We start from the raw sequence: 23,238 nt of genomic DNA on the forward strand, positions 1-23,238 counted from the left end.
GGGTGACGGGTCGGCGTGAGAGACGACTGCCGCCCGCACGCTCGGAGAGGGGACTGCCCTCGGGGGCGATTGTCGGCTGCCGGAAAGGCTTTCCCCCGGCGAAAGGGTGGGGCGCGGACGGGCTGTTAACGTCGGGTGCCTCCCATGACCCACCCACTCTCCAGTCCTCCGGAGCCTGCGGCGACGGACCTGCTGGCGGGGCTGCTCCCGGGGGACGTCCTCCAGCAAATCGCGGAGAGCATTCCCCAGCTCATCTGGATTGCGCGCCCGGATGGCTACCACGAGTACTACAACGCGCCCTGGTACGAGTACACGGGCCTCACCCCCGAGCAGACGGCGGGAGCGGGGTGGCGGCGGGCCTTCCACCCGGATGACCTGGTGGAGGCCGGCAGGCGCTGGGACCACTCGCTGCGCACCGGCGAGCCCTACGAGGCGGAGCACCGCTGCCGCCGCCACGACGGGGCGTGGCGCTGGTTCCTCGGCCGCGCGCGCCCGGTGCGAGACGACAGCGGCCGCGTCGTCCGCTGGTTCGGCACCTGCACGGACATCGACGACCAGAAGCGCGCCGTGGACTCCATGCGCCTCATGGACGAGGCCAGCGCGCTGCTGTCCGCCTCGCCGCTGGACTACGAGGCCACGCTGGCGGCGCTGACGCGGCTGACGGTGCCCCGGCTCGCGGACTGGTGCGCCATCGAAATCGCCAGCGAGGACGGTTCCACGCGGCAGGTGGGCGTGGCGCACGTGGACCCGAGCAAGGTGCGCTTCGCCGAGGAGCTGCGGGTGCGCTACCCGCCCAACCTGGAGGACCCGTACGGCGTGCTGGCCGTCATCCGCACGGGCCAGCCGGTGCTGCTGCCGGACATCCCGGACGGGCTGCTGGTGGCCGGTGCCCGGGACGCGGAGCACCTGCGCATCTCCCGCGAGCTGGGGCTGCGCTCGGCGCTGGTGCTGCCCTTGAAGGCGCGCGGGCGCACGCTGGGCGCGCTCACGCTCGTCACGGCCGAGTCGGGCCGGCGCTTCTCGTCCGAGGACATTCCGCTCGCCGAGCAGCTCGCCGCGCGCGCCGCGCTCGCGGTGGACAACGCGCGCCTGTACCGCGACGCACAGGAGGCCCTGCGCCGCAGCGAGGCGGAGCGGACCCTCGCGGAGCTGTTGATGCGCATCGGTGGCTCGCTCGCGTCCGAGCTGGACGCCACGAAGCTCGTGCAGCGCATCACCGACGAGACGGTGGCCGTCACCGGCGCCGCCTTCGGGGCCTTCTTCGAGAACCGCGTGGACGAGCGCGGTGACTCGTACATGCTCTACACGCTGACCGGCGCGCCGCGCGAGGCCTTCGCGCACATGCCCATGCCGCGCGCCACCGCCATCTTCGGCCCCACCTTCCGCGGCGAGGGCACGCTGCTGCTGGACGACGTGACGCAGCACCCCGACTACGGGAAGAACGCGCCCTACCACGGCATGCCGCGGGGACACCTGCCCGTGCGCAGCTACCTCGCCGTGCCGGTGAAGAGCCGCTCGGGGGCGGTCCTCGGCGGGCTGTTCTTCGGGCACCCGGAGCCGGGGCGCTTCCGGCCGGAGCACGCGCGCCTGGTGGAGGGCGTGGCGTCCCAGGCGGCGGTGGCGCTGGACAACGCGCGCCTCTTCCAGGACGCCCGCCGGATGGAAGAGCGCTTCCGCTCGCTGGTCTCCGCCACGGCCCAGGCGGTGTGGGTGACGCACCCGGAGGGCGACATCGTGGAGGACAGCCCCTCGTGGCGCGCCTTCACCGGGCAGACGTACGAGCAGTGGCGGGGCCGGGGGTGGCTGGACGCCATCCACCCGGACGACCGCGAGCTGGCGGCCCGCGCCTGGCACGCCGCGGTGGTGGCGCGCGCGCCCTACGAGGTGGAGTACCGCGTGCGCCGCCCGGACGGCACCTATACGCCCACGAAGGCGCGCGGCGTGCCCATGCTCAACGCGGATGGAAGCGTGCGCGAGTGGGTGGGCACCAACTCGGACATCAGCGCGCAGCTCCGCGCGGAGGAGGGCGCCCGCCGGCTGGAGCGCGAGAAGGCCGCTCGCCGGCTGGAGGCACTTCGCGCGGAGGTGAGCCACGCGCTGTCCCGCGAGGGCACCGTCTCGGACATCCTCCAGGACTGCGCCCAGGCCCTGGCGAAGCACCTGGAGGCCGTGGTGGCCCGGCTGTGGCTGCACGTGCGCGCCACGGAGACGCTGGAGCTGGCGGGCAACGCCGGCTCCCTGGCCCCGCCCCGTGAGCGGTGGGGCCGGCTGTTCCTCAAGGATGCGAGCATGGTGAGCGACGTGGCCCGCACGCGCCAGCAGCTCTGGTCCGACCACCTGGAGTCGGACCCCCGCGTGCTGGATGCCGCGTGGGTGCGGGAGAGGGGCATCCACGCCTTCGCGGGCATCCCCCTGCTGGTGAAAGAGCAGCTCGTGGGCGTGCTGGGCATCTACACCCGCCAGTCGCTGGGCGAGGACGCGGTGGCGGCGCTGGCCACGGTGGCGGACTCCATCGCCCAGGGCGTGGAGCGCCGCCGCGCGGAAGAGGCCCTCAAGCAGCACGCGCAGGAGCTGGCCCGCTCCAACGAGGAATTGCAGCAGTTCGCCTACGTGGCCTCGCACGACTTGCAGGAGCCGCTGCGCATGGTGGCCAGCTACACCCAGTTGCTGGGCCGCCGCTACAAGGGGAAGCTGGACGCGGACGCGGACGAGTTCATCGGCTACGCGGTGGACGGCGTCAACCGCATGCAGCGGCTCATCCAGGACCTGCTGACGTACTCGCGCGTGGGCACGCGTGGCATGAAGCCGAAGCCGTGTGACGCGCGGCGGGCGCTGGAGCGGGCCACGGCGAATCTCCAGGCGGCCATCCAGGAGTCCCGGGCCACGGTGCACGCCGGCCCGCTACCCCCGGTGCTCGCGGACGAGACGCAGCTGGCCCAGGTGTTCCAGAACCTCGTCGGCAACGCGCTCAAGTTTCACGGCGCCGAGCCCCCTCACGTGGAGGTATCGGGAGAACAGCGGGGCACGGAGGTCCGCTTCACGGTAAAGGACCGGGGCATCGGCATCGACCCGCAGTACTTCGACCGCATCTTCGTCATCTTCCAGCGGCTGCACGGCAAGGAGGAGTACCCGGGCACCGGCATCGGGCTCGCCATCTGCAAGAAGATTGTCGAGCGCCATGGCGGCCGCATCGGCCTGGAGTCCCAGCAGGGGAAGGGAGCGACGTTCTGGTTCACCCTGCCCGCCGCGCCGTCCACCCAGGAGCCTGAGGCACGATGAATCACGACGAGTCTGGACGACCGATTGAAATCCTCCTCGTGGAGGACAACCCCGGCGACGTGCGGTTGACGATTGAGGCCCTCAAGGAGGGCAAGGTGCGCAACACCCTGTCGGTGGCGCGCGACGGCGTGGAGGCGCTGGCCTTCCTGCGCAAGGAGGGCCCGCATGCCCACGCGACCCGGCCGGACCTCATCCTCCTGGACCTGAACCTGCCCCGGAAGGACGGGCGCGAGGTGCTGGCTGAAATCAAGGGGGACACGTCCCTGCGCCGCATCCCCGTGGTGGTGCTCACCACGTCCAAGGCGGAGGAGGACATCCTGCGCACCTATGACCTGCACGCGAACTGCTACATCTCCAAGCCGGTGGACCTGGAGCAGTTCATCTCCGTGGTGCGCTCCATCGACGACTTCTGGCTGACGGTGGTCCGCCTGCCGCCCAAGCCCGAGGCGTCATGAGCGAGAGGGCGCCGGACGAACAGCCGCTGCGCGTGCTGCTGGTGGAGGACAACCCCGGCGACGCGCGCCTCCTCCACGAGGAGCTGCGGGAGTACGCCTCCTCCACGCGCTTCGAGGTGGTTCACGTGGAGCGCCTGGGAGACGCGCTGCGCGTGGTGGGCGAGGCGCGAGTGGACGCGGTGCTGCTCGACTTGTCGCTGCCGGACGGGCACGGGCTGGGCAACATCTCGCGCATGCTGCAGGCCGCGCCCTCGGTGCCGCTGGTGGTGCTCACCGGCACGGACGACGAGCGGCTCGCGGTGCAGGCCGTCCACCAGGGCGCCCAGGACTACCTCGTGAAGGGGCAAGTGACGGGCCCGCTGCTGGTGCGCGCCCTGCGCTACGCGATTGAGCGCAAGCGGGTGGAGGAGGGGCTCAAGCGCGAGGAGGCCGCACGGCAGACGGCGGTGTTCCGCGAGCAGTTCCTCGGCATCCTCGGCCATGACTTGCGCAATCCCTTGCAGGCCATCTCCGGCAACGCGGCGCTGCTGCTGCGCTACGGCGGGCTGGCCGAGCCGCAGCGCAAGGCCGTCAACCGCATCTCCATCTCCGCGGACCGCATGGCGCGGATGATCAATGACCTGCTCGACTTCACCCGCACGCGCCTGGGCGGCGGCTACGCGCTGAGCCGCGCGCGGATGAACGTGCACGACGTGCTCCAGCAGGTGGTGGAGGAGCTGGAGGTGGCGCACCCGAAGCGCCGCTTCGAGCTGAGCCTGTCCGGCAACGGCTGGGGCGAGTGGGACGCGGACCGGATTGCGCAGGCGGCCTCCAACCTGGTGGGCAACGCCGTGCAGTACTCACCGGAGGACACGGCGGTGACGGTGTCCGTGCGCGACGAGGACGACGGCGTGCGCCTGGACGTCCACAACCGGGGGCTGCCCATCCCCGCCGAGCGCCTGCCGCACATCTTCGACCCCTTCGTGCGCGCCCAGGACATGCGCAGCGCGCAGCGCAACGGGCTGGGGCTGGGGCTCTACATCACCCACGAAATCGTGCGCGCCCATGGCGGGCAGTTGTGGGTGACGTCCACGGCGCAGGAGGGCACGCGCTTCTGGCTGTACCTGCCGCGGCACCAGGCCCCCGCTGCGGCCGCCGCAAGCTAGCCCTTGATGAAGGCCAGCAGGTCCTTGTTGATGACGTCCTTGTTGACCGAGCACATGCCGTGGCTGAAGCCCGGGTAGGTCTTCAGCTTCGCGCCCTTGACCAGGGTGACGGTGAGCCTCCCCCCGCCGTCGATGGGGACGATCTGGTCGTCCTCGCCGTGCAGCACCAGGGTCGGCACGTCGAAGCTCGCGAGGTCGGCGCGGAAGTCCGTCTCGGAGAAGGCCTTGATGCAGTCGTACTCGGCCTTCAGCGAGCCCATCATGCTCTGCATCCAGAAGCTCTCGCGCAGGCCCTCGGAGATTTTCGCGCCCGGGCGGTTGAAGCCGTAGAACGCCAGGCTCAGCTCCTTGAAGTAGCTGGAGCGGTCATTGTGCACGCCGGCGCGGATGCCGTCGAAGACCTCGCGGGGCAGGCCGTTGGGGTGCCAGTCCGTCTTCAGCATGATGGGCGGCACGGCGCTGATGAGCACGGCCTTGGCGACGCGTGACGTTCCGTGTCGGCCGAGGTAGCGCGTGACTTCGCCGCCGCCCGTCGAGTGGCCGACATGGATGGCCTTCTTCAGGTCGAGCGCGGCGGTGAGCTGGGCGAGGTCATCCGCGTAGGTGTCCATCTCGTGCCCGCCCCACGGCTGTGACGAGCGGCCGTGGCCCCGGCGGTCATGCGCGATGGTGCGATAGCCCTGCTCGGAAAGGAACACCATCTGGTCCTCCCACGCGTCGGAGCTGAGGGGCCAGCCATGGGAGAAGACAACGGGCTGGCCGTCCTTCGGACCCCAGTCCTTGAAGTAGAGCTGCGTGCCATCCCGGGTGGTGAGGTAGCTGCCGTCGAGCTTGCCAGCGGGAACGGTATGGGGACGCGTCTTGGTATCCATGAGCGCTTCCTTTCGGCGAGGGGGAGTTGAAGCGCCGGGAGGATGCGCGTCGCAATCACGCCCCGCCATCGTACCGGGGGTTGGGGTGCCTCATACGAAGGTTCAGGTCGGCCAGCCCACAGTACAAAAGACGGCGCCGGGTTCCTTCCGCATGATTCCGCTCAGGTCCACCACGGAGCTCGAGAATGACATCCACCTATTCCAGGCAGGACACCGCGCTGATCTTCATCGACCCCTACAACGACTTCCTCGCGGAGGGCGGCAAGATGTGGCCGTTCGTCCAGGAGGTGGCGAAGCGCGTGGGGTTGCTCGACAACCTGCGCGCCGTCACCGCCGCCGTGCGGAAGGCGCGGCTGCGCGTCTTCGTCGCGCCGCACCGGCGCTTCCAGCCCGGGGACTACGCGGACTGGGCCTTCCCCAGCCCGGACCAGCGGGGGGTGATGCGGCTGCGCCCCTTCGAGGCCGGCACCTGGGGCGGCGAGTGGCACCCGGACTTCGCGCCGAAAGAGGGCGACATCGTCATCAAGGAGCACTGGGGCCAGAACAGCTTCGCCAACACGGACCTGCACCTGCTGCTGACCCAGCACGGCATCCGCAAGCTCATCTTCGTCGGCATGATTGCCAATACGTGCATCGAGGCCACGGCGCGTTACGCGATGGAGCTCGGCTACCACGTGACGCTCGTCACGGACGCCACCGCCGCCATGAGCGCCGACCGCATGCACGCGGCACACGCGCTCAACGGCCCCAACTACGCCCACGCCATCCCTGATGGTCTTCCCCCAGATGGGACACGGCCCGCAGCACGAGGCCCCGGAGGTCTGCGCCGACCTGATGACGAGCTTCATCGCGAACCGCTGACGGGCTCCCGGCCGGCCGCCTGCCCTGGTGGCGGGCGGCCAGCGGGCGAGCGTCCGGGGAGGCGGCGCCGCGAACGGCGGCAGGACACATCTTGACGGGGTGGAGTCAACGCGGCCGCCCGTCCCTGGCGCGCGGCCCCCGACACGGAGGTCTACCGCATGGCGCTTCTTGGATTCACGCTGCTGGGAGTGGTCATCTTCTACGGGCTCATACTGGCGGTCATCGTTGGAGGCGCCTTCGGCAACAAGCGCGTGAAGGACCTGCGCGAGCTCGTCGAGCAGCAGCGGGCGGCGGGGCTGACGGGGGACACCACGATGAACGACCCCCACGCGCTGGACTACGACGACCAGCGGCACGTGCCCGCGTAGGCGGACGCTTCAGCGGGGCCGCGGGCTGTAGTAGCGGCGCAGCCAGCGGCTCAGCCCGTCCAGGCCGGGGAAGAGCACGCGCTCGGTGACGTTGGCCTGGTCCAGCTTGTCGCGCACCTCCCACTTCAGGGCGGCGGGGATGATGAGCTTCCTCACGCCCTTCTTCTGGTCTTCGAGGAACTCGTCCAGGCGCAGCGCGGGCCCGTTCATCACCGAGAAGAGCGCGAACTGGTTGACGATGCGCGCGTCCAGCGAGGGCGGCTCGAAGAAGAGCACGAAGGGGTGCTTCGCCAGCCGGTCGAACGCGCTCAGGTCCCCGGCCCCCGCGGCCAGCATGTCCGCGGTGAAGACGTCCGCGCCCTCCTGCTGGAGCTGGGCCTTCAGGGGCTTGGGCAGCAGGCGGTTCGTCTCGTGGTAGTCCACGCACCACACCACGCCGTCCTGGCCCGCCAGCTCGGTGTCCTCGGTGAGGAAGTGCAGCGCGACATTCGGACTGAACGTCCAGTCCAGCAGCCGCGTGGGCAGCCCGTGGTGTTGGGCCAGCGCCAGCCAGTCCCAGACGGACGTCATCTGCTGCTGGGCGGAGGCGTGCGCGTACTTGCGGAAGGCGCGCAGCAGGTCCCGCTCCTGCCGCACGAACATCCCCTGGCGGTTGAGCGCCGTGGACAGGTCGTGCTCCACGTGCGGCATGCCCCGGAAGACGAAGCTGGGGCGGTGCCGTGCCAGTTGCTCGTTCCAGGAGCCCGCGAAGAGCGCGTCCTGGAGCTCCAGCCATGTGCCGACCCGCTGCTCCCGCATGGGGTGCCCATCCCTCCGCCCGTGTCTTGCCAGCTGTAACACGGCGTCCCGGTGCGTATATCCCGGTCGGGTGGCGGGAGCGGGACTTCCCGCCGAATCAGACCGTCCCTTCGTCGTAGAGCGACGCGGAGGCGAGCTGCACGTCGAGGAGGTTCTTCACCGTGGGGGCGAAGCGCATCTGCCCCAGCCGCCGCCGCTGCTCCGGGCGCAGGCGCGCGAGCGTGTTCGCCACCTTGCGCCGGCTGAGCTCCGCGTCGAAGTAGCGGATGAAGCCGGAGGCGTTGAGCGAGAAGAACGACAGCGCGTCCGCGTCGTTGAGCAGCGCCAGGTCCGGGTCCTCGCCGGGGCACTCGTGCTGCGTCACCAGCTCCTTCACGCGCTGGCAGATGGCCACGTCCGTGCCCACCTCCTTGAGCACCTTGCGCGCCAGCTCCGCGCCTCGCCCCGCGTGGGCGTCCATGAAGGCCAGGGTGTCCCTGGCCCGGTGCTCCAGGCGCCGGTCCGCCTCGGACACCAGCTTCTCCACTTCGTGGAAGAGGGCGGCGGCCTGCACCGCGAGGTCCGCGTCCGGGCGCAGCCGCAGCACCCACTGCCACGCGTCCAGCGCGTGCTGGTAGTCCGCGCGCACCAGGGGACGGCTCAGGTCATGCAGCGCCCGGTGGCGCGCCAGCACCCGGTCGAACAGCGGGGCCGCGGACGCCTCGTTGCGGCGGCCCACGAGGCCCTGGTAGCGGGTGAGGACCTCGAGCGCGGCGAGGACGAGCGCCTCGCCCCGCGCTCCCTCCAGGTGCAGCGCGAGCTGCTCGGAGGCCTCGTCGGCGCCGAAGACGCGCGCGTCCCAGGTGATGGGGTCGAAGTCCAGCGAGCCCCACTCGGACACGTCCAGGCTCAGCACGCGCATGCCCCGGCCGGCGGACAGCGGGGCCACCACCACCGTGGGGAACTCGGCCTGCACCAGGGCCCAGCCGTTGCCCGCACAGGGGCCCTCGGTTCCGTAGTCGGACAGCAGCAGCTGGCGGAGCATGGCGCCTCCCGTCCGGCGGCGTACCCGAGCCCAAGCCGGTTGCCCGGCAACCTGGGGCCGCGGCACACCTGCGCCCAGTGTCTCCAGAGACAGGACGAGGTGCGCTGGCGCACAGCGGGGCGGTGGGGTGTGGCCCGAGGAACGAAAGCGGGCGCACGGGTGTCTCACCCGCCCAGCGTTCAGGCCACGCGCGTGGCGGGCGGCGGCGCGGCTCCGCAGCCGCCCGGGTGGGTGAGGCTGCGGAGGAGGCGCGACAGCTCGCCGGGGACGAAGGGCTTGCGCATCAGGCACACCGCGCCCTCGAAGCTGGGAAGCTCCAGGTCCAGGCCGGTGGTCAGCACGATGGGAAGCTCCGCCAGTTCACGCTGGGCGTGCAGCAGCCGGATGAGGTCCCTGCCCTCGATGTCGGGCAGCATCCAGTCCAGCACCAGCACGTCCACGCAGGGCTCCGCGAAGAAGGCCTTCAGCGCGGCGAAGCCATTCTCACAGGCGAGGACGCGGTAGCCCTCCAGCTCGAGGGCTTCCACCATCGTCTCGCGCAGGACGGAATCATCCTCGGCCAGCACGATGACGGGACGGTGGGACATTCAGGGGCTCGCTTCCCGGAAGGAGGGCAGGGCGGGGAAGGGCTCCGGAGATTGTCCTCACCACTGCGCAAGAACCCCGGCGCTCGCGCGTCCTCGTCCCACGGGAGGCGCGCTCGGCCGGGGCCCGTTCCTCCTGCTGCCGAGCGGGCTACGGCCGGCCGGCGTCAGCAGGCTGGTTGAAGGCGTAGGTGTCCGCGCCCGGGGCCCGGTCCTGATGGAACATGGGGCACTTGGCGCAGGTGAAGCTGTCCCAGTCCTTCTTCACCGCCACGTCGATGCAGCCGCCGTAGAAGCGGCAGTGCACGTTGCGGTGCTCTTCGATGGAGAAGGTCTCTGCTCGCAGAGGAAGACGGAACTCGGTAGGTCGCGGTTGTGGACAGGACATGGTGACTCTCTCGCCCCCCTCGTGGGTGCTGATTCCCAGGGTGCTGATTTCCTCTACCGGCTATTGCGTCGCGTCATTCCCGACGCACCCCCGGGCGGTCCGCGCGACATGCGGGGCCTGCCTCATGGGGTCCAGCAGAGAGGGTCGTCCTGTCTAACGTCCCGGGTGCCCCTGTGCATGCGCGGGGGCGCCGCACAGTGGGGCGCGGACGGCCGCACGTGGGGCGAGCGGCCCATCAGCGGATGCCGGGCAGCCAGCTAGCGAGTCGGCAGCTCCTGGAACTCCACTTCCTCGAAGCCGAGTTGCCGCACGGTTTCCGCGAAGCGCTCTGTCCCGATGATGGCGGTCGAGAAGTTGCCGAGCCGGAAGAGGTCACGGTCCGTTGGTAGAGATGCGGCGTCGAGGACGGGGGCTTGCGGAAAGCTGAACGTGACCATTTCGCACGTTGCGCAGGGGGCGGGCAGGTTCCGGGGGAGGCAATCCGGATGCAACCGCCCGCGCAGCTCGAGCTGTAGTTCCAGCAGCTCCGGCGGGTTCTTGTCCCGAAGGCGCAGTTCCGTGCGGCAGCCCATCAAGCCGCGCAGGCCCGCCGCCTGGAGCTGTTCTAGCGCCTCCCGGCGCATGAGCAGCGTCCATGGCATTGGAAAGACGAGCTGGGTGAAGTGCCCGCGCCCCCTCCCGACGAGAGGGCCAAAGGCTGTTCCGGGTTCGAGCTGTGCACCCTCCGGTACCAGCGGACGCACCAGCTCGCGCAGTCGCGTGAACTCCTCGAAGTCTTCTTCAAGTCGTGCCTGGAACTTCCTCTGGTCTGGCAACGCCGAGAGGTCCGCCGCTGGATACGCCTCCCCAATGCCAGCGCGAATTTCATCGCAGTCGGGGCAGTGGACTCCGGGCAAGAACCACTTGGGGTCTGCACGAAGGTCCCAGGAGAAGTGCGATGGCGTCACTTTTCGCAGTCGGAAAAATCGCATGGTCAGTAGACGTCATCTTCCACGACAGGGAAGAGCGGAAGGGTCTTCTTGCTGTGGTACGGGACAACAGGTCCTGCCAGGTCGAATCGGAAAATCATCTGCATCGCGAAGAGATGGATGGCCTGTGGTGCCGCCCCGCGATTCTGTTCGATGTAGTGCTGCCACTCCCAATTCCAGGGGCCGCCCTCTGCACCTCGGTGGATGTTCTGGTGGACCTGCTTGTCGATGACCAGCGTCCACTCATGGATGTTGACGCCCCTGGAGTTGAACCATTTCTTGAAGGCCTGGGGAAACACGTGGTGCTTGACCCATGTGCGCTTCGGGTTCTTCTCCAGCTCTTCCTTGAGCCGCGCTTTGTACTCCTCCGCCGTCTCATGCCACGGGATGATGAAGATGGGTTCCGCGTCCCCGGGTAGCCCCTGCATGCTGCCCCAGTTGCGCTGGGGATTGGCTGGTGTCGGGAACGGCACCGCTTGAGGCATCGGGGGCCGGACGGGCGCCACGGCCTGCGCACGCACGATGCGGCCCGGGTCCACGTCCTCGCAGTAGTAGAGGCCGCACGCCGCCACACCGCAGATGAACGTGGTGCACCGGTCCGCCCCGGGGTCGTCACACTCCGCGGTTTCCGCTTCCGCCGTCTCCCAGCGTTGCTGGGTGGGGTTCGTTGACGCGCACGACGTCACCAGGAGTCCGCACAGCAGGGCCGACCAGCTTCTCATGAGCGTCTCGATTAGCACGCTCGCGGCCCGAGCTGCCGCCGGAGGACGTCGCTCAGCGCGCGAGTGCGTCGTGCAACTTCGAGTCGCGGAGCTGCTGGTTGAACCAGCTCGGGTAGTAGAGCGCGTGGGGGCTCACCTCATCGAGCCGCCGCACCTGCTCGTCGGAGAGGCTCACCTTCAGCGCGCCCAGGTTGTCCTCCAGCTGCGACAGCTTGCTCGCGCCCAACAGCACGGTGCTCACGCCCGGCTTTTTCAGCAGCCACGCCAGCGCCACCTGGGCCACGGATGCGCGGGAGGCTTCGCCAATCTCGCGCATGACCTCCACTACGCGGAAGCCCGCCTCCTTGTCGAAGGGCAGGAAGTCGAAGCCCGCGAGGCGGTTGTTCGCGTCCTCGAGGCTCTCGCGCGTGTACTTGCCCGACAGGAAGCCACCGGCCAGCGGGCTCCACACCATGGTGCCGATGCCGGCCTCCTGTACGAAGGGCAGCACCTCGTGCTCCAAATCCCGGCCCACCAGTGAGTAGTACATCTGCGCGGCGGTGAAGCGCGCCCACTGGTAGCGCTCCTGGATTCCCACTGCGCGGGCCGCCTGCCATGCGGACCAGTTGGAGAAGCCGACGTAGCGCACGCTGCCCTTGCGCACGAGCTGGTCCATCGCCTCCAGCGTCTCCTCCATGGGCGTGTGCGGGTCGAAGCGGTGGACGATGTAGAGGTCGAGGTAGTCGGTGCCCAGCCGCTTCAGGCTCGCCTCCGCCGAGGCCAGCACGTGGCGGCGCGACAGCCCGGTGTCGAGCAATCCCTCTCCGGTGCGCATGCCCACCTTCGTGGACAGCACCACGTCCTTGCGGCGGGTGCCGAGCAGCCGCCCCAGCATCTCCTCGGACTGGCCACCCGCGTAGGCGTCCGCCGTGTCGAAGAAGTTGATGCCGGCCTCCAGCGCGCGGTCCACCAGCGCGCGCGCCGCGTCCGTGTCCACCTTGTAGACGCTCGGGACGTTGCCCGTGCCGAACGTCATCACCCCGAAAGCCAGCCGGGAGACCACCAGCCCCGAGTTGCCCAGTCGCGTGTATTCCATGGCGCTTCCTCGCGTGTCCGTCGCGGGGGGCTCCAGTGCCCCCCGCTCACGTGAAGAAGACTGCGCCCCGGGCGCTTCAAAGAAAATGCGCTGACTGCTACATGGGATTTGAAGGAGAACTTCAAAGTGCGCCTCGGACAGCTCAACGGACTGATGGCCTTCCTCGCGGTGGCGGACAAGCGCGGGTTCTCCGCCGCCGCGCGGGCGCTGGGCGTGTCGCCCTCCGCGTTGAGCCAGGCGGTGCGGGGCCTGGAGGCACGCATGGGCATGCCGCTGCTGGTGCGGACGACGCGCAGCGTGAATCTCACGGACGCGGGTCGCCGCCTGAGGGAGCGCGCGGGCCCCGCGCTGCATGAGGCCCTGGCCGCCGTGGAGGAGGTGCAGGGCGGGATGGACCACGTGGCGGGCACGCTGCGGCTGACGGTGCCGCGCATCTCGGTGCCGCTCGTCATCGAGCCGGTGGTGCCGGGGCTGCTGGCGCGCCATCCGGAGTTGTCGGTGGACGTGTCCGTGGACGACCGCAACGTGGACATCGTCGCGGAGGGCTACGACGCCGGGGTGCGCCTGAGCGAGTTCGTCGAGAAGGACCTGGTGGCCGTGCGGGTGACACCGCCGTTCCGCTTCATCATGGTGGGCTCGCCCGCGTACCTCGCGCGCAAGGGGCGGCCGCAGCGGCCCAAGGACTTGCTGGGGCATGACTGCATCGGCTTCCGCATGAGCTCCTCGGGCCAGCGCTATGTCTGGGAACTGGAGAAGGGCGGGCGCGAGTACCGGATGGCCGTGCGCGGGCCCTTCGTCACCGACGACGCGGCGCTGATGGTGGCGGCGGCGCGCTGGGGCGCCGGGCTGGCCTACGTCAACGAGCAGGCCGCGGCGGCGGACCTGAAGGCGGGCACGCTGGAGCAGGTGCTGCCCGACTACGGGCCCTCCGTGCCGGGCCTCTTCCTGTACTTCCCCGCGCGAGCCCAGCGCCTGCCCAAGCTGCGCGTCCTGGTGGATGCGATGACGGCGCGGCTCTCCCGGAAGCCGGGGCGGGCGGGGGGCGGATAGGGGCAACAGGGCCTGCTCCCGGGCAGGGGGGCAGGCGGGCATGCGGTCGAAGTCTTCACCCGGGGAGCGCTTTCCCCGAAGATGCAGCCGTGCCTACCCCCGCCCGAAGCCCTCACCCCGCTCCCGCCACTTCCCGCTGGCTGGGAGCCCTGGCCCTGGCCACGCTGCTTGCCCTCACGGGTTGCTCTGCCTTCTCCCGCGCGGTGAAGGAGGGCGACACCGCCAGCCAGCAGCAGAAGTGGGCGGAGGCCGAGGCCGCCTACCTGCGCGCGCTCGCCGCGGACCCCGAGGCGTCCGAGGTGAAGGTGAAGCTGGGCAAGGTGCGCACGGCCTGGAGCGACGTGGTGCTGGAAGAGGCCCGGAGCGTCCACGCCAGTGGTGACCTGGACGGCGCCATGAAGCGGCTGGTGCGCGCGCTGGAGTTGAACGCGGAGAACGGGCCCGCGCGCGAGCTGCTGGGCCAGACGCTGGACCAGCGCGTGGCGGTGGGCCAGACGGCGCTGAAGGAGGAGCGGCTGAAGGAAGCGCGCGCCGAGTTCGACGCGGTGCTGTCCGTGGCCCCGGACCATGCGGCCGCGAAGCGGGGCGTGGACGGCGTGCAGGTGGCGTGGGCCAAGCGCTGGTTCGGCACCGGTGACACCCTGGAGAAGGCGGGCAAGCTGGGCAACGCGCTGGTGGCGTACGTGCGCGCGGACCAGGAGCGCGTGGGCGCCACCGCCGCGCGCGAGCGGGCCGAGGCGGTGCGGCAGAAGCTGCGCGACGAGGTGGCCTTCCTCGTGGTGGCCTCGGCCGTGGAGGACCGCGCCGGGGCGCCGGACGTGGTGCAGCGCCTGTCGGCCGGCCGGCTGGCGACGATGTTGCCCACGCAGCTTCCCCTGCGCGTGGTGACGGACGCGCCCGAGGGCCGTGAGGGCGTGCGGTTGGACTTGTCGCTGGAGCGCGTGCTGCCGCTGAAGGTGACGGAGGACTCGCAGCGCACGCAGCGCTACCTCGCTGGCAACCGCTCCGTGCCCAACCCGCGCCGCGCGGGCTTCGAGGGCAAGCTGCTCCAGTCCGAGCGCACCCTGGAGGAGACCGACCGCAAGCAGGCCGCGGCGCTGCGCGAGTACCTGCGCATGCAGGCCGAGCTGCTCACCGTGCGCGAGGGCGCCGAGCGCTGCCGGGACCGCGAGCGCCGCGAGTGCCGCGAGGCCCTGCAGGAGTGCGGTGAGGCGGCACGCGAGGCGAAGGAGCCGGGACAGCTCCCGGGCGACTGCAACCCCGCCCGCTGCGCCAGCGGCGTGTGCGCGCAAGAGGAGCAGTTGCTCGTGCAGAAGGCCAACGCGGTGAAGGAGAAGGAGAAGGCGCTGGAGGCGGCGCTGGACAAGTCGGAGACGCAGCGCATCGACGTGCAGCGCAACCGCGACACCGTCTTCCGCGAGCCCGTCACCGTGGAGGAGCCCATGTACTCGGACTTCGTCTATGACGTGCAGCTCCACCGGCTCACCGTCACCGCCTCCGTCACCGCGGTGATGAAGGACCTCATCAAGGACGCGGGCGTGGTGGCCCCCCAGACGCAGGACTACGCGGTGGCGCACGAGGACGTGGCGCACAAGGGCTATGACCGCTACGGCGTGCTCGCGGACCCGGTGCAGCTGCGCAACGAGCTGGAGCTGCGCGTGGAGGTGGGCGACAAGGCCGTGGCCGACGTCGCCCGCCGGGTGAAGGAGCGCTTCGACACGTACCGTGGCAAGCGCGTGGCGGACGCGCGCCGGGGCATGGTGCGCCCGGGCGCCGAGGACGTGGTGGAGACGGCCGTGCGGGCGCTGCTGCTCACCGCGGACGCGCCCCCGCCGGACATCCTCCAGCCGCTCGGCCGCGCGCGTGGTCTCAACCGCCCCGAGGCCCTCCTCGGCCTGTAGCGCGTGAAGCCCCGCCCCCGCCGCCTGTCACACGGGCGTCCCAGGGGGCGGAGGCCGGTGCCCCTCGCAATCACAGACGGTGACTCCCCGTAGCCCCTCTTGAAGGGACTTCCACGGGGGCACCGCCATGCGACTCGACTTCAACTACCTGTTCCACGAGAGCGACCTGGACCTCGCCGCCGTGCTGTTCGTCCTGGTCGCCTTCCTCGTCCTCACCCTGCTCGCCATCATCCCGACGTGAGGGGGCGGATGACCGGGTGTCTCGTCCGCCGTGCGAGTCAGTCCGCGCTGGCGCTCATCTCGGGGCGCAGGGTGCGCAGCGCGTCCAGGCGGCGGCGCCGGGCTCCGGCGATGGCCAGGTGCCAGCCGGCCGCAGCCACGCCCACGACGAGACAACCGAGCCACAGCGAGGTGGCGCCGAAGCGGCCCAGCACCTGTCCGCCCACCGCGGGCGCGGCGCAGGCGGCCAGTCCCCAGAGCATGTGGTAGGCGCCCTGGTAGCTGCCGCGCAGCTCGGCCGGAGCGAGGTCCGCCACCACGGTGGAGGCCACCGGCGCCTGGGCAATCTCTCCCAGCGTCCACACCACGACGGCGAGCATGGCGAGCCCCATGTTGGCGGAGAGCGCGTGCAGTCCGAAGCCCACGCCGGTGAGCACTCCGGCGAGGGCCAGCGCGTGGGCCCGGCGCATGCGGCCCATCCGCCGGCCCGTGAAGGGCTGCAGCACGACGATGAGGACGCCGTTGACGGCGAGCACCGAGCCGAACTGCGCCGGCGTCAGCCCCTTCTGGCCCAGGTCCAGCGGCAGCGCCACCTGTCCCTGGAAGAAGATGAGGGCCACCGCGAAGATGGGCAGGCCGAAGGCCAGGAACGTCGGGTCCTTGAAGGGCGCGAGCAGCGAGCTGTGCGCGGCGGCGCCTGCCTCGGGGGCCTTGCGTGGGGGGCGCGTCTCCGGGAGCAGTAGCCAGACGCAGCAGCCGTAGACGAAGGTGGTGATGGCGTCGGCGATGAAGAGCGCCACGTAGCCGAAGCGCGTCATCAGCCCCGCCAGCGGGAGGGCGATGGAGAAGCCCAGGTTGATGACCCAGTAGAAGAGGCTGTAGGCGCGGGCCCTGTCCAAAGGCGGCACCACGTCCGCGATGGCGGCGGACACCGCGGGCCGGTACAGTTCTCCGAGGATGCCGAGCGTGAAGGCGGCCACGGCAATCCACTTCGGCTCGCGGGCGAAGCCGAGGAAGAGCATGCCGCCCGCGCCCAGCCAGAGGCCCATGGCCAGGGTGAAGCGGCGGCCCACCTTGTCCGCGAGCGTGCCGCCCAGCGGAGCGGCGAGCACCGTCCCCGCGCCGTGCAGCGAGACGACGAGGCCCGCCTGCTCCACGGAGTAGCCGCGCTCGCGCGTGAGGTAGAGGGCGAGGAAGGGCACCACGAAGCTGCCCAGCCGGTTGACCAGTGTGCCCGTCCACAGCACCCAGTATGTGCGCGGCAGCCCGCCCGCCATCTCCCGCAGCGCCTCGCGCAGCGCGCGGGTCATGGCCGCTTCTCCGGGACGGTGGGGAAGGGCGTGGGACGGGGTGGTGCGGGACGGGGTGGCATGACGGTGTCGGAGCATGGGGCAGCGGGGCCGTCGCTCCAAGCCGCCGGGAGTGGCGCGACGCCCGCACATGGGGCGACGGCGCGCGAGCCCTCCACCTGACAGGGCGCCCGGCTTTTGCGTCGCCTCGGAGGTTGCCTGCTCGGGCGCGACGGCGTACCGGGCCCCGGACGCGAGGGCCTCAGCCCTTGACGACGGGGTGCGACGCGAGCGCCTGCGGCCGCTTGTCCGGGGAGCACATGTCGTTGTCCGCCGGGCGCTGGCCGAAGAAGAGCTTGTCGCCGTCCACCTTCACCACGTCGTGGTCGGTACCGCACTGGGTGATGGGCTTGAAGAAGAGGCACGCGCCGGGGACGGGCTGCTCGGCGCCCACCGTCCACGCGCCCGTGCCGCAGCCGGACTGGACGAAGGCGTCCGCGAGCGGCTGCACGTGCGCGGTGAGGTAGCGCTCGCCGAAGACGAAGTTGCCCTCGGTGGCGCCAGTCACCTTCTCCGAGTCGCGCTCCAGCGTGTACGGGCCGACGACGCGGGCGGTGAAGAGCTTCGTCTGGCACTGCGCGTCGCCGAAGGCGTCGAGGTCGAGCGTCCACTTCGCCTCGGTGAGCTGGAAGTGGCGCTGGATGTAGCTGTTGCTGCCGTCCCCGTTGGGGATGGCCTCGCAGGTGGCGCTGTCCCACTTGCCGGCGAGGTCCTGCGGCTTCACGGCCGTCTTCGCGCCACCGCACGCGGCGGCGGAGAGGGTGGCGAGGGTGAGGGCGAGGCGGGTGGTGGCGTTCATGGCGGTGCTCCCGTGGGGTGTGGGCCGCCTTCGTCGCGGCCCGTGGTGGAGACATGAATGCCCTGGAGGCGGCCATGCGGAAACGCTGGAGTTTGCCGGGGGGGCCTGCAATCTTGCAGGGCGCCATGCCGGACTGGAATGACCTGCGGTACTTCCTGGCCATCTCGCGCGAGGGGACGCTCGCGGCGGCGTCTCGGGCGCTGAAGGTGGATGCGACGACGGTGGGGCGCCGGCTGACGGTGCTCGAGGAGGAGCTGGGGACGCGGCTGTTCGACCGCACGCCGGGGCGGCTCGTGCTGACGGCGGCAGGGCAGGGCATCCGCGGCACGGTGGAGGAGATGGAGGCGTCGGTGCTCGCGGTGGAGCGCCGGGCGGGCGGAGAGGACGCGCGGCTGGAGGGCGTGGTGCGGGTGACGACGACGGAGGCGTTCGCCGTGAATCACCTGCTGCCGCGCTTCGGCGTGTTTCGCGAGCGGCATCCGGGCATCGAGGTGCAGTTCCTCACGGACTATGGCGCGCTGGACCTGGCGCGGCGCGAGGCGGACCTGGCGGTGCGGCTGACGCGGCCGAAGGAGGCTTCGCTGGTGGCTCGCAAGGTGGGGGAGATTGCGATTTCCCTCTACGCGTCGGAGGGGTACCTCGCGCGGCGCGGGCTGCCGGACCCGGCGGTGGGCTTCGCGGGGCATGACGTCATCGGGTACGTGGACGCGGCGGCGAAGTGGCCGGAGGCGCGGTGGATGGGCGAGGTGGCCACGTCCGCGCGGGTGGTGGTGCGGTGCAACTCATTGCTGTCGGTGGTGGCCGCCGCGGGCGCGGGCGTGGGGCTGGGGTTGATGCCGTGCTTCCAGGGGGACACGGCGCCGGGGTTGCGGCGGCTGCTGCCTCCGGTGGCGGCGTTGAAGCGGGACATCTGGCTGGTGGTGCATCCGGACCTGCAGCAGAGCGCCCGGGTGCGGGCGGTGATGGACTTTCTTTCGGAGGTCATCCAGCGGGACCGGCCGTTGCTGGCGGGCGGTGGATTGGCTTCGGAGTGGAGTGGTGAGGTGGGGTCGGTCGGTGGGGCGGATGCGCGGAAGACGCCGGCCGGGGCGGTGAAGCGTGGGAAGGCGGCGTCGCGTGCTCGAGCGGGACAGGCGCGGCGAGGGAAGGCGCGGACGTCATGAGTGCGGTCATCGGGTTGCTGGGGACGTGCCTGCTGCTGGGGGTGCTGGCCCGGCGCAGCGGCAAGTTCGCCGAGGGCGCGGCGGGCGCGTTCAACACCTTCATCCTGTACGTGGCGCTGCCGGCGCTGGTGCTGCGGGTGATGCACCGGCTGGAGTTCGTGCCGGAGCTCATCGTGGCCGCGGTGGTGCCGTGGCTGTACTACCTGGCGGCGGGCCCGTTCTTCCGGCTGCTGGGGCCACGGCTGGGGCTGTCACGGCAGTCGGTGATGGCGCTGGTGCTGACGGCGGGGCTGGGCAACACGGCCTTCGTCGGCCTGCCCATGGCGGAGGCGCTGCTGGGGCAGGGTGGCTTGGCGGTGGCGGTGGTGGCGGACCAGCTCGGCTCGTTCCTCGTGCTGTCCACGCTGGCGACGCTGGCCGCGACGCGAGCGAGCGCGGAGAAGGAGTTGCCGTGGAGTGAGCTGGCGCGGAAGGTGGCGACGTTTCCGCCGTTCCTCGCGCTGGTGGTGTCGCTGGCGCTGCGGCCGTGGGGCTTTCCCGTCTGGGTGGACACGGTGCTGGAGCGGCTGGGTGCGCTGCTCACGCCGCTGGCGCTGTTCTCGGTGGGGTTGCAGCTGCGGCTGACGGGCGTGAGCCACCGGCTTCCGGCGCTGGCACTGGGGCTGTCCTACAAGTTGTTCCTGGTGCCGGGACTGGTGGCGCTGGGACTGCTGGCGATGCCGGGGCTGGCGCCGGTGGTGGTGCAGGCGACGGTGCTCCAGGCGGCGATGGCGCCCATGGTGAGCGCGGCCATCCTCGCCGCCGAGCACAAGCTGGATCCGGAGCTGGCCGTGCTGATGGTCGGCGTGGGGATTCCGCTGTCCTTCGCCACCGCGCCGTTGATGCTCTGGCTCGTTCGCTGAGCCCCTGAAACGCGCGCTGCCCGACACTCCGCCGCGAGCCCCAGAGCAACCGCTGAGCCTGTCCGCCTGCCCTGCATCCGGGCACGCGGCCGTACCGCTGTCGTGCAGGCTCCGTCCTCCTATCTTTTGCGCATGGCTGAGCAACCACCGAAGGCCTCGGGAGCACCCGGGGGGGACCCGCGGCGGATGGAGGTCCGGCGACCTGTCGCCGAGCTGGGCGCACGCGCCTACGCCATCCAGTTACTCTCTGATGCCGGCATTCCATTTCTCGTCGGCGGTGCGTACGCGTTCGCGCACTACACCGGCATCTACCGCGACACCAAGGACCTGGACCTCTTCATCCGCAAGGTCGACGCAGACCGCGCCCTCGAGCTGCTCGCGCAGAATGAGTGGCGCACCGAGAGCAACGTCCACGGCTGGCTCCACAAGGCCTTCTGGGACGACTACCTCGTCGACATCATCTTCGCCTCCGGCAACGGCCTCACCGTCGTCGACGACGGCTGGTTCGAGCACGCCGTCTGCGCCCAGCTCCTCGGCTGTGCGTGCAAGGTGCCTCCAGCGGAGGAAATCTTCTGGAGCAAGGCCTTCGTCCTGGAGCGCGAGCGCTTTGACGGCCACGAGCTCACCCACCTCCTCGTGAAGGCGGGCGCGAACTTCGACTGGCCGCGGCTCCTCAAGCGCTTCGACCGGTACTGGGAGGTGCTCCTCTCGCACCTCATGCTCTTCCGCTTCGCCTACCCCGCGGACCGCGCCATCGTCCCCGAGTGGCTGATGCAGGAGCTGCTGTCCCGCGCCAGCGGCTCGGTGCAGGAGGGCAACTGGGAGCGGAAGCTCTGCCGCGGCCGGCTGCTGTCCCACGTCCAGTACCAGGTCGACCTCAACGAGTGGGGCTACGAGGACGGCCGCACCTGGGATGAAAAGGACCGCGAGCGCGGCGACGAGGTGCTCGCCACGGGGCATGCCAGCAGCATCCACGGGCCTCACTGAGGCACGCGGGGCACGGCACTCGCGGTGAAAGAGAAGGGGGCCCCACGGGGCCCCCGGTTGAAGCAGCGGAGGGTGGCGGGGCAGGACTGCCTCCGCGCCACCCGAGAAGGATGTCGAGCGCTACGCCTGCGCCGTCGTGGCGAAGGACAGCTCCACGCTGTTGTCGTGCACGCGCATGCTCGGCTTGGACAGCCAGTGACACTGCGGGCAGTAGCTGTGCGCGCCCGCCTGTGAGGCGCGCACAGTCACTTCGCCGCCGCAGAGCACGCAGCCGTCGGGAAGCACGAATTCGGCGAACCGGTCGCCGTTGCTGCTCTCGAAGTGAGTCATGCCTTTGAGTTAACGCAGGATTCGCGCCGCACAAGGCGACCCGGGGTTGTAGCCCGGGACGTACACCCGCGCCCGCTTCCACGGCGCCTCGGCATGGCAGGCGGCCAACCGGGCCCTCCTGCATTCCTTACCGTCCCCACGGGGAGTGATGACTCCCCGACACCGCAACCCGGAGTCCTTACGACGCGGGGCTGGCACGGGGATTTCAAGGGCGGAGGGGCATGGATGTGGGAGGGGATGGCATGGGCGAGGTGGGACAGGTGGAGCTTCTTCACGACCGGAGAGGCTGGGGCGTGGATGTGCTGATGCGCGATGGGGCCGTCCGGCGCTACCGCTATGGCAGCGAGGCCCAGGCCCGCTACTTCGCGGCGGTGTTCGCCCTGGGGCCGAGGGTGCTGCCCCCCGTGACGGCCGTGCGCCGCAAGCGCACCCGGCGGGCAGCCTGAGGCCTCGGGCCTCCGCTTCCCTCTACCCTTGCGGGCCACTTTCGGAGAGGCTTTCGCACCATGAGCGACGCACCCAAGCCCTTCCTCCACCGTCCCAACCGCCAGCACATCACCAAGGAGCCGGACCCCGCGGGCCGCTGGTCCACGCAGTTCCCGGACATGATTGGCTACACCAGCCAGGGCGGCGGCAAGGTGCCGGCGGACTTCGGCTGGAACACCAACCCCAAGCAGTGGCAGGAGGAGATGACGCCGGAGACGCTCGCCGCGCGCTACGCCGAGCTCCGCGTCACGCCGCCGAAGCCGCTGGCCCCGGCGCTGCCCGCTCCGTCCGCCGACGCCGCGAAGAAGTAGTCCGCTTCAGCTGAACGGCAGGGCCGCGAGCCGCTCCCGGAAGAGCGCGAGCAGCTCCCGCGTCCCTGCCTCGTCCAGGCCCTCGGTGGTCTGCTGGCGCGCCTTGCGCAGGAAGACGTCGAAGGCGCCCACGCGCCCCTGGAGCGCGCCCGCCGCGTCCACCGCGTCCACCACCGCGCGCGCCGCGCCTGGCGAGCCGAGAGACAGGTGCATCTCCCCCTGCTCCAGCTTCACCCCACACGCCGCCCACACCGCGCGGTCGTGCACGATGAGCCACGTGCGCGTCACCTCCTCCATGTGCCCCTCCAGGGCCACGAGGAAGGGCTCCACCAGCGCCGGCAGCGCGTCCTGCTCCAGCTCCGCGCTGGAGGCCGTCTCCAGCAGGCGCGCGCGCAGCTCCAGAATCTGGCGCTTCTGCGGCGTGCGCAGCGCCACCGAGGCGGGCAGCGAGACGAAGGAGGACAGGCTCTCCGCCACCTGCTTCGCCAGCGCGGGGCGCGCGCGGGCCTCCGCCTTCGCGGCGCGCTCCAGCCTTCCTTGCAGGGAGCGGCGCAGGTCCGCCGCCGCCGCGCGCAGGGCGGCCCGCGCGGCCACCTGGTGCGTGTAGCCGGGCACCACGTCCTCGCGGCGCACGTCCTCGAAGGTCGCCGCGGTGAGGTATACGAGGTCGCCGATGCGCACGCTGAAGTCGGCGCGGGAGGCCTGCAGCTCGGCCATCAGCGTCCAGCGGTCGCTCACCACCTCGGGGCGGCGCATCTGCAGGCCCAGCTCACCCACGCGCTTCGCCAGCAGCGCGGCGATGGAGTGCAGCACCGCCTCCACCTCCTGCGCCAGCCGCTCGTCCGAGCTGGCGGGCGGAGGGGCCCAGCCCTCGCTCGCGCCGGCCGGGCGCGAGGGCGGGGGGAACTCCTTGTGGATGGCGGCGACGAGCTGATTGACGCCCACCAGCGTGTCGCCGATGGCGGGCGCCATCGTCTCCCACAGCGACAGGTCCGCGCCGCCGTCCGGCTCCACCGACGTCGGCTCGTACTTCGCGATGCTCAGGTGTCCCAGCCGGTCGATGGCCACGGCGGCCGCGCGGTGCACGCGCTCCAGCCGGTCCGCGAGGTGACGGTCTGTGAGGGACTCCAGCAGCGCCTCCAGCCGCGAGGGCAGGGCGTCCTGGGGAGGTCGGGACTTGGGCGTCGGCGCGGGCATGGTGG

The 23,238-nt window shown here is 70.9% G+C and carries 24 protein-coding genes; 12 read left to right on the top strand and 12 right to left on the bottom strand.

Going from position 1 to position 23,238, the window contains the following annotated elements; translation table 11 throughout:
* Positions 1-144: 144 nt before the first annotated feature.
* Genes G4D86_RS04410 through G4D86_RS04420 form a run of 3 tightly spaced genes read left to right on the top strand, consistent with a single transcriptional unit; the run spans position 145 to position 4,879 of the window.
* The gene (locus G4D86_RS04410; protein ID WP_163989720.1) at positions 145-3,279 is read left to right on the top strand and encodes a GAF domain-containing protein; all 3,135 of its coding nucleotides are present in this window, start codon (positions 145-147) and stop codon (positions 3,277-3,279) included.
* Positions 3,276-3,734: a response regulator gene (locus tag G4D86_RS04415; protein WP_163989723.1), complete on the top strand. Its 459-nt coding sequence runs from the start codon at positions 3,276-3,278 to the stop codon at positions 3,732-3,734. Before G4D86_RS04410 ends, G4D86_RS04415 begins: the two co-directional genes overlap by 4 nt.
* Positions 3,731-4,879 carry an ATP-binding response regulator gene (locus G4D86_RS04420; RefSeq protein WP_163989726.1) on the top strand — a complete coding sequence of 383 codons (1,149 nt, stop codon included), beginning with the start codon at positions 3,731-3,733 and terminating at the stop codon, positions 4,877-4,879. Before G4D86_RS04415 ends, G4D86_RS04420 begins: the two co-directional genes overlap by 4 nt.
* Here G4D86_RS04420 and G4D86_RS04425 read toward each other — a convergent pair.
* Entirely contained in the window at positions 4,876-5,751 is an 876-nt protein-coding gene (locus G4D86_RS04425; protein ID WP_163989729.1) for an alpha/beta fold hydrolase, read from the bottom strand. The two genes, G4D86_RS04420 and G4D86_RS04425, sit on opposite strands and share 4 nt — an antisense overlap.
* Positions 5,752-5,936: 185 nt before the next feature.
* Between G4D86_RS04425 and G4D86_RS04430 the strand changes: the two genes are divergently transcribed.
* Positions 5,937-6,707 carry a cysteine hydrolase family protein gene (locus G4D86_RS04430; protein ID WP_163989732.1) on the top strand — a complete coding sequence of 257 codons (771 nt, stop codon included), beginning with the start codon at positions 5,937-5,939 and terminating at the stop codon, positions 6,705-6,707.
* 63 nt (positions 6,708-6,770) lie between these two features.
* Complete coding sequence (locus G4D86_RS04435; RefSeq protein WP_163989735.1) at positions 6,771-6,980, top strand: hypothetical protein; 210 nt, start codon at positions 6,771-6,773, stop codon at positions 6,978-6,980.
* Positions 6,981-6,989: 9 nt separating this feature from the next.
* On the opposite strand, the gene G4D86_RS04440 is transcribed toward G4D86_RS04435, so the two are convergent.
* From G4D86_RS04440 to G4D86_RS04470, 7 genes are all read right to left on the bottom strand, one after another.
* On the bottom strand, positions 6,990-7,778 hold the full coding sequence (locus G4D86_RS04440; RefSeq protein ID WP_163989737.1) for an FRG domain-containing protein: 789 nt from the start codon (positions 7,776-7,778) through the stop codon (positions 6,990-6,992).
* A 97-nt stretch (positions 7,779-7,875) separates the two neighbouring features.
* Positions 7,876-8,802 (bottom strand): DUF4202 family protein, encoded by a 927-nt coding sequence (locus tag G4D86_RS04445; RefSeq protein WP_163989739.1) that lies wholly within the window; start codon positions 8,800-8,802, stop codon positions 7,876-7,878.
* Positions 8,803-8,981: 179 nt separating this feature from the next.
* The gene (locus G4D86_RS04450; protein ID WP_163989743.1) at positions 8,982-9,389 is read right to left on the bottom strand and encodes a response regulator transcription factor; all 408 of its coding nucleotides are present in this window, start codon (positions 9,387-9,389) and stop codon (positions 8,982-8,984) included.
* 148 nt (positions 9,390-9,537) lie between these two features.
* The gene (locus G4D86_RS04455; RefSeq protein WP_163989745.1) at positions 9,538-9,774 is read right to left on the bottom strand and encodes a hypothetical protein; all 237 of its coding nucleotides are present in this window, start codon (positions 9,772-9,774) and stop codon (positions 9,538-9,540) included.
* A 257-nt stretch (positions 9,775-10,031) separates the two neighbouring features.
* Positions 10,032-10,745: a SitI6 family double-CXXCG motif immunity protein gene (gene sitI6, locus G4D86_RS04460; RefSeq protein ID WP_163989748.1), complete on the bottom strand. Its 714-nt coding sequence runs from the start codon at positions 10,743-10,745 to the stop codon at positions 10,032-10,034.
* 2 nt (positions 10,746-10,747) lie between these two features.
* The gene (sitA6, locus tag G4D86_RS04465) at positions 10,748-11,464 is read right to left on the bottom strand and encodes a SitA6 family polymorphic toxin lipoprotein (protein ID WP_163989751.1); all 717 of its coding nucleotides are present in this window, start codon (positions 11,462-11,464) and stop codon (positions 10,748-10,750) included.
* A 52-nt stretch (positions 11,465-11,516) separates the two neighbouring features.
* Positions 11,517-12,539 (bottom strand): aldo/keto reductase, encoded by a 1,023-nt coding sequence (locus tag G4D86_RS04470; protein ID WP_163989754.1) that lies wholly within the window; start codon positions 12,537-12,539, stop codon positions 11,517-11,519.
* A 126-nt stretch (positions 12,540-12,665) separates the two neighbouring features.
* Between G4D86_RS04470 and G4D86_RS04475 the strand changes: the two genes are divergently transcribed.
* Both G4D86_RS04475 and traC read left to right on the top strand, forming a co-directional pair.
* Positions 12,666-13,589: a LysR family transcriptional regulator gene (locus G4D86_RS04475; RefSeq protein ID WP_240360040.1), complete on the top strand. Its 924-nt coding sequence runs from the start codon at positions 12,666-12,668 to the stop codon at positions 13,587-13,589.
* Positions 13,590-13,678: 89 nt separating this feature from the next.
* Positions 13,679-15,490 carry an outer membrane exchange accessory lipoprotein TraC gene (gene traC / locus G4D86_RS04480; RefSeq protein ID WP_205519455.1) on the top strand — a complete coding sequence of 604 codons (1,812 nt, stop codon included), beginning with the start codon at positions 13,679-13,681 and terminating at the stop codon, positions 15,488-15,490.
* Between the two features lie 278 nt (positions 15,491-15,768).
* Here traC and G4D86_RS04485 read toward each other — a convergent pair whose 3' ends face one another.
* Both G4D86_RS04485 and G4D86_RS04490 read right to left on the bottom strand, forming a co-directional pair.
* Entirely contained in the window at positions 15,769-17,019 is a 1,251-nt protein-coding gene (locus G4D86_RS04485) for an MDR family MFS transporter (protein ID WP_163989756.1), read from the bottom strand.
* Between the two features lie 241 nt (positions 17,020-17,260).
* Entirely contained in the window at positions 17,261-17,857 is a 597-nt protein-coding gene (locus G4D86_RS04490; RefSeq protein ID WP_163989759.1) for a hypothetical protein, read from the bottom strand.
* 125 nt (positions 17,858-17,982) lie between these two features.
* On the opposite strand from G4D86_RS04490, the gene G4D86_RS04495 reads away from it, so the two are divergent.
* The 3 genes from G4D86_RS04495 (at position 17,983) to G4D86_RS04505 (ending at position 20,909) form a co-directional block, all read left to right on the top strand.
* The gene (locus G4D86_RS04495; protein ID WP_163989762.1) at positions 17,983-19,020 is read left to right on the top strand and encodes a LysR family transcriptional regulator; all 1,038 of its coding nucleotides are present in this window, start codon (positions 17,983-17,985) and stop codon (positions 19,018-19,020) included.
* On the top strand, positions 19,017-19,922 hold the full coding sequence (locus G4D86_RS04500) for an AEC family transporter (RefSeq protein ID WP_163989765.1): 906 nt from the start codon (positions 19,017-19,019) through the stop codon (positions 19,920-19,922). The genes G4D86_RS04495 and G4D86_RS04500 overlap by 4 nt, the downstream gene beginning before the upstream one ends.
* A gap of 186 nt (positions 19,923-20,108) precedes the next feature.
* The gene (locus G4D86_RS04505; RefSeq protein WP_240360041.1) at positions 20,109-20,909 is read left to right on the top strand and encodes a nucleotidyltransferase family protein; all 801 of its coding nucleotides are present in this window, start codon (positions 20,109-20,111) and stop codon (positions 20,907-20,909) included.
* A 120-nt stretch (positions 20,910-21,029) separates the two neighbouring features.
* On the opposite strand, the gene G4D86_RS04510 is transcribed toward G4D86_RS04505, so the two are convergent.
* On the bottom strand, positions 21,030-21,239 hold the full coding sequence (locus G4D86_RS04510) for a hypothetical protein (RefSeq protein WP_163989770.1): 210 nt from the start codon (positions 21,237-21,239) through the stop codon (positions 21,030-21,032).
* Between the two features lie 242 nt (positions 21,240-21,481).
* On the opposite strand from G4D86_RS04510, the gene G4D86_RS04515 reads away from it, so the two are divergent.
* Together G4D86_RS04515 and G4D86_RS04520 are read left to right on the top strand one after the other, a co-directional pair.
* A complete protein-coding gene (locus G4D86_RS04515) occupies positions 21,482-21,685 on the top strand; it encodes a hypothetical protein (RefSeq protein ID WP_240360042.1) in 204 nt (67 codons plus the stop codon).
* A gap of 60 nt (positions 21,686-21,745) precedes the next feature.
* Entirely contained in the window at positions 21,746-22,036 is a 291-nt protein-coding gene (locus tag G4D86_RS04520; RefSeq protein ID WP_163989775.1) for a hypothetical protein, read from the top strand.
* Positions 22,037-22,042: 6 nt separating this feature from the next.
* On the opposite strand, the gene G4D86_RS04525 is transcribed toward G4D86_RS04520, so the two are convergent.
* Entirely contained in the window at positions 22,043-23,233 is a 1,191-nt protein-coding gene (locus G4D86_RS04525; protein WP_163989776.1) for a hypothetical protein, read from the bottom strand.
* Positions 23,234-23,238: the final 5 nt, after the last annotated feature.

Origin of the sequence: Pyxidicoccus caerfyrddinensis (genome assembly GCF_010894405.1) — a bacterium.
GTDB classification, from domain to species: Bacteria; Myxococcota; Myxococcia; order Myxococcales; family Myxococcaceae; genus Myxococcus; species Myxococcus caerfyrddinensis.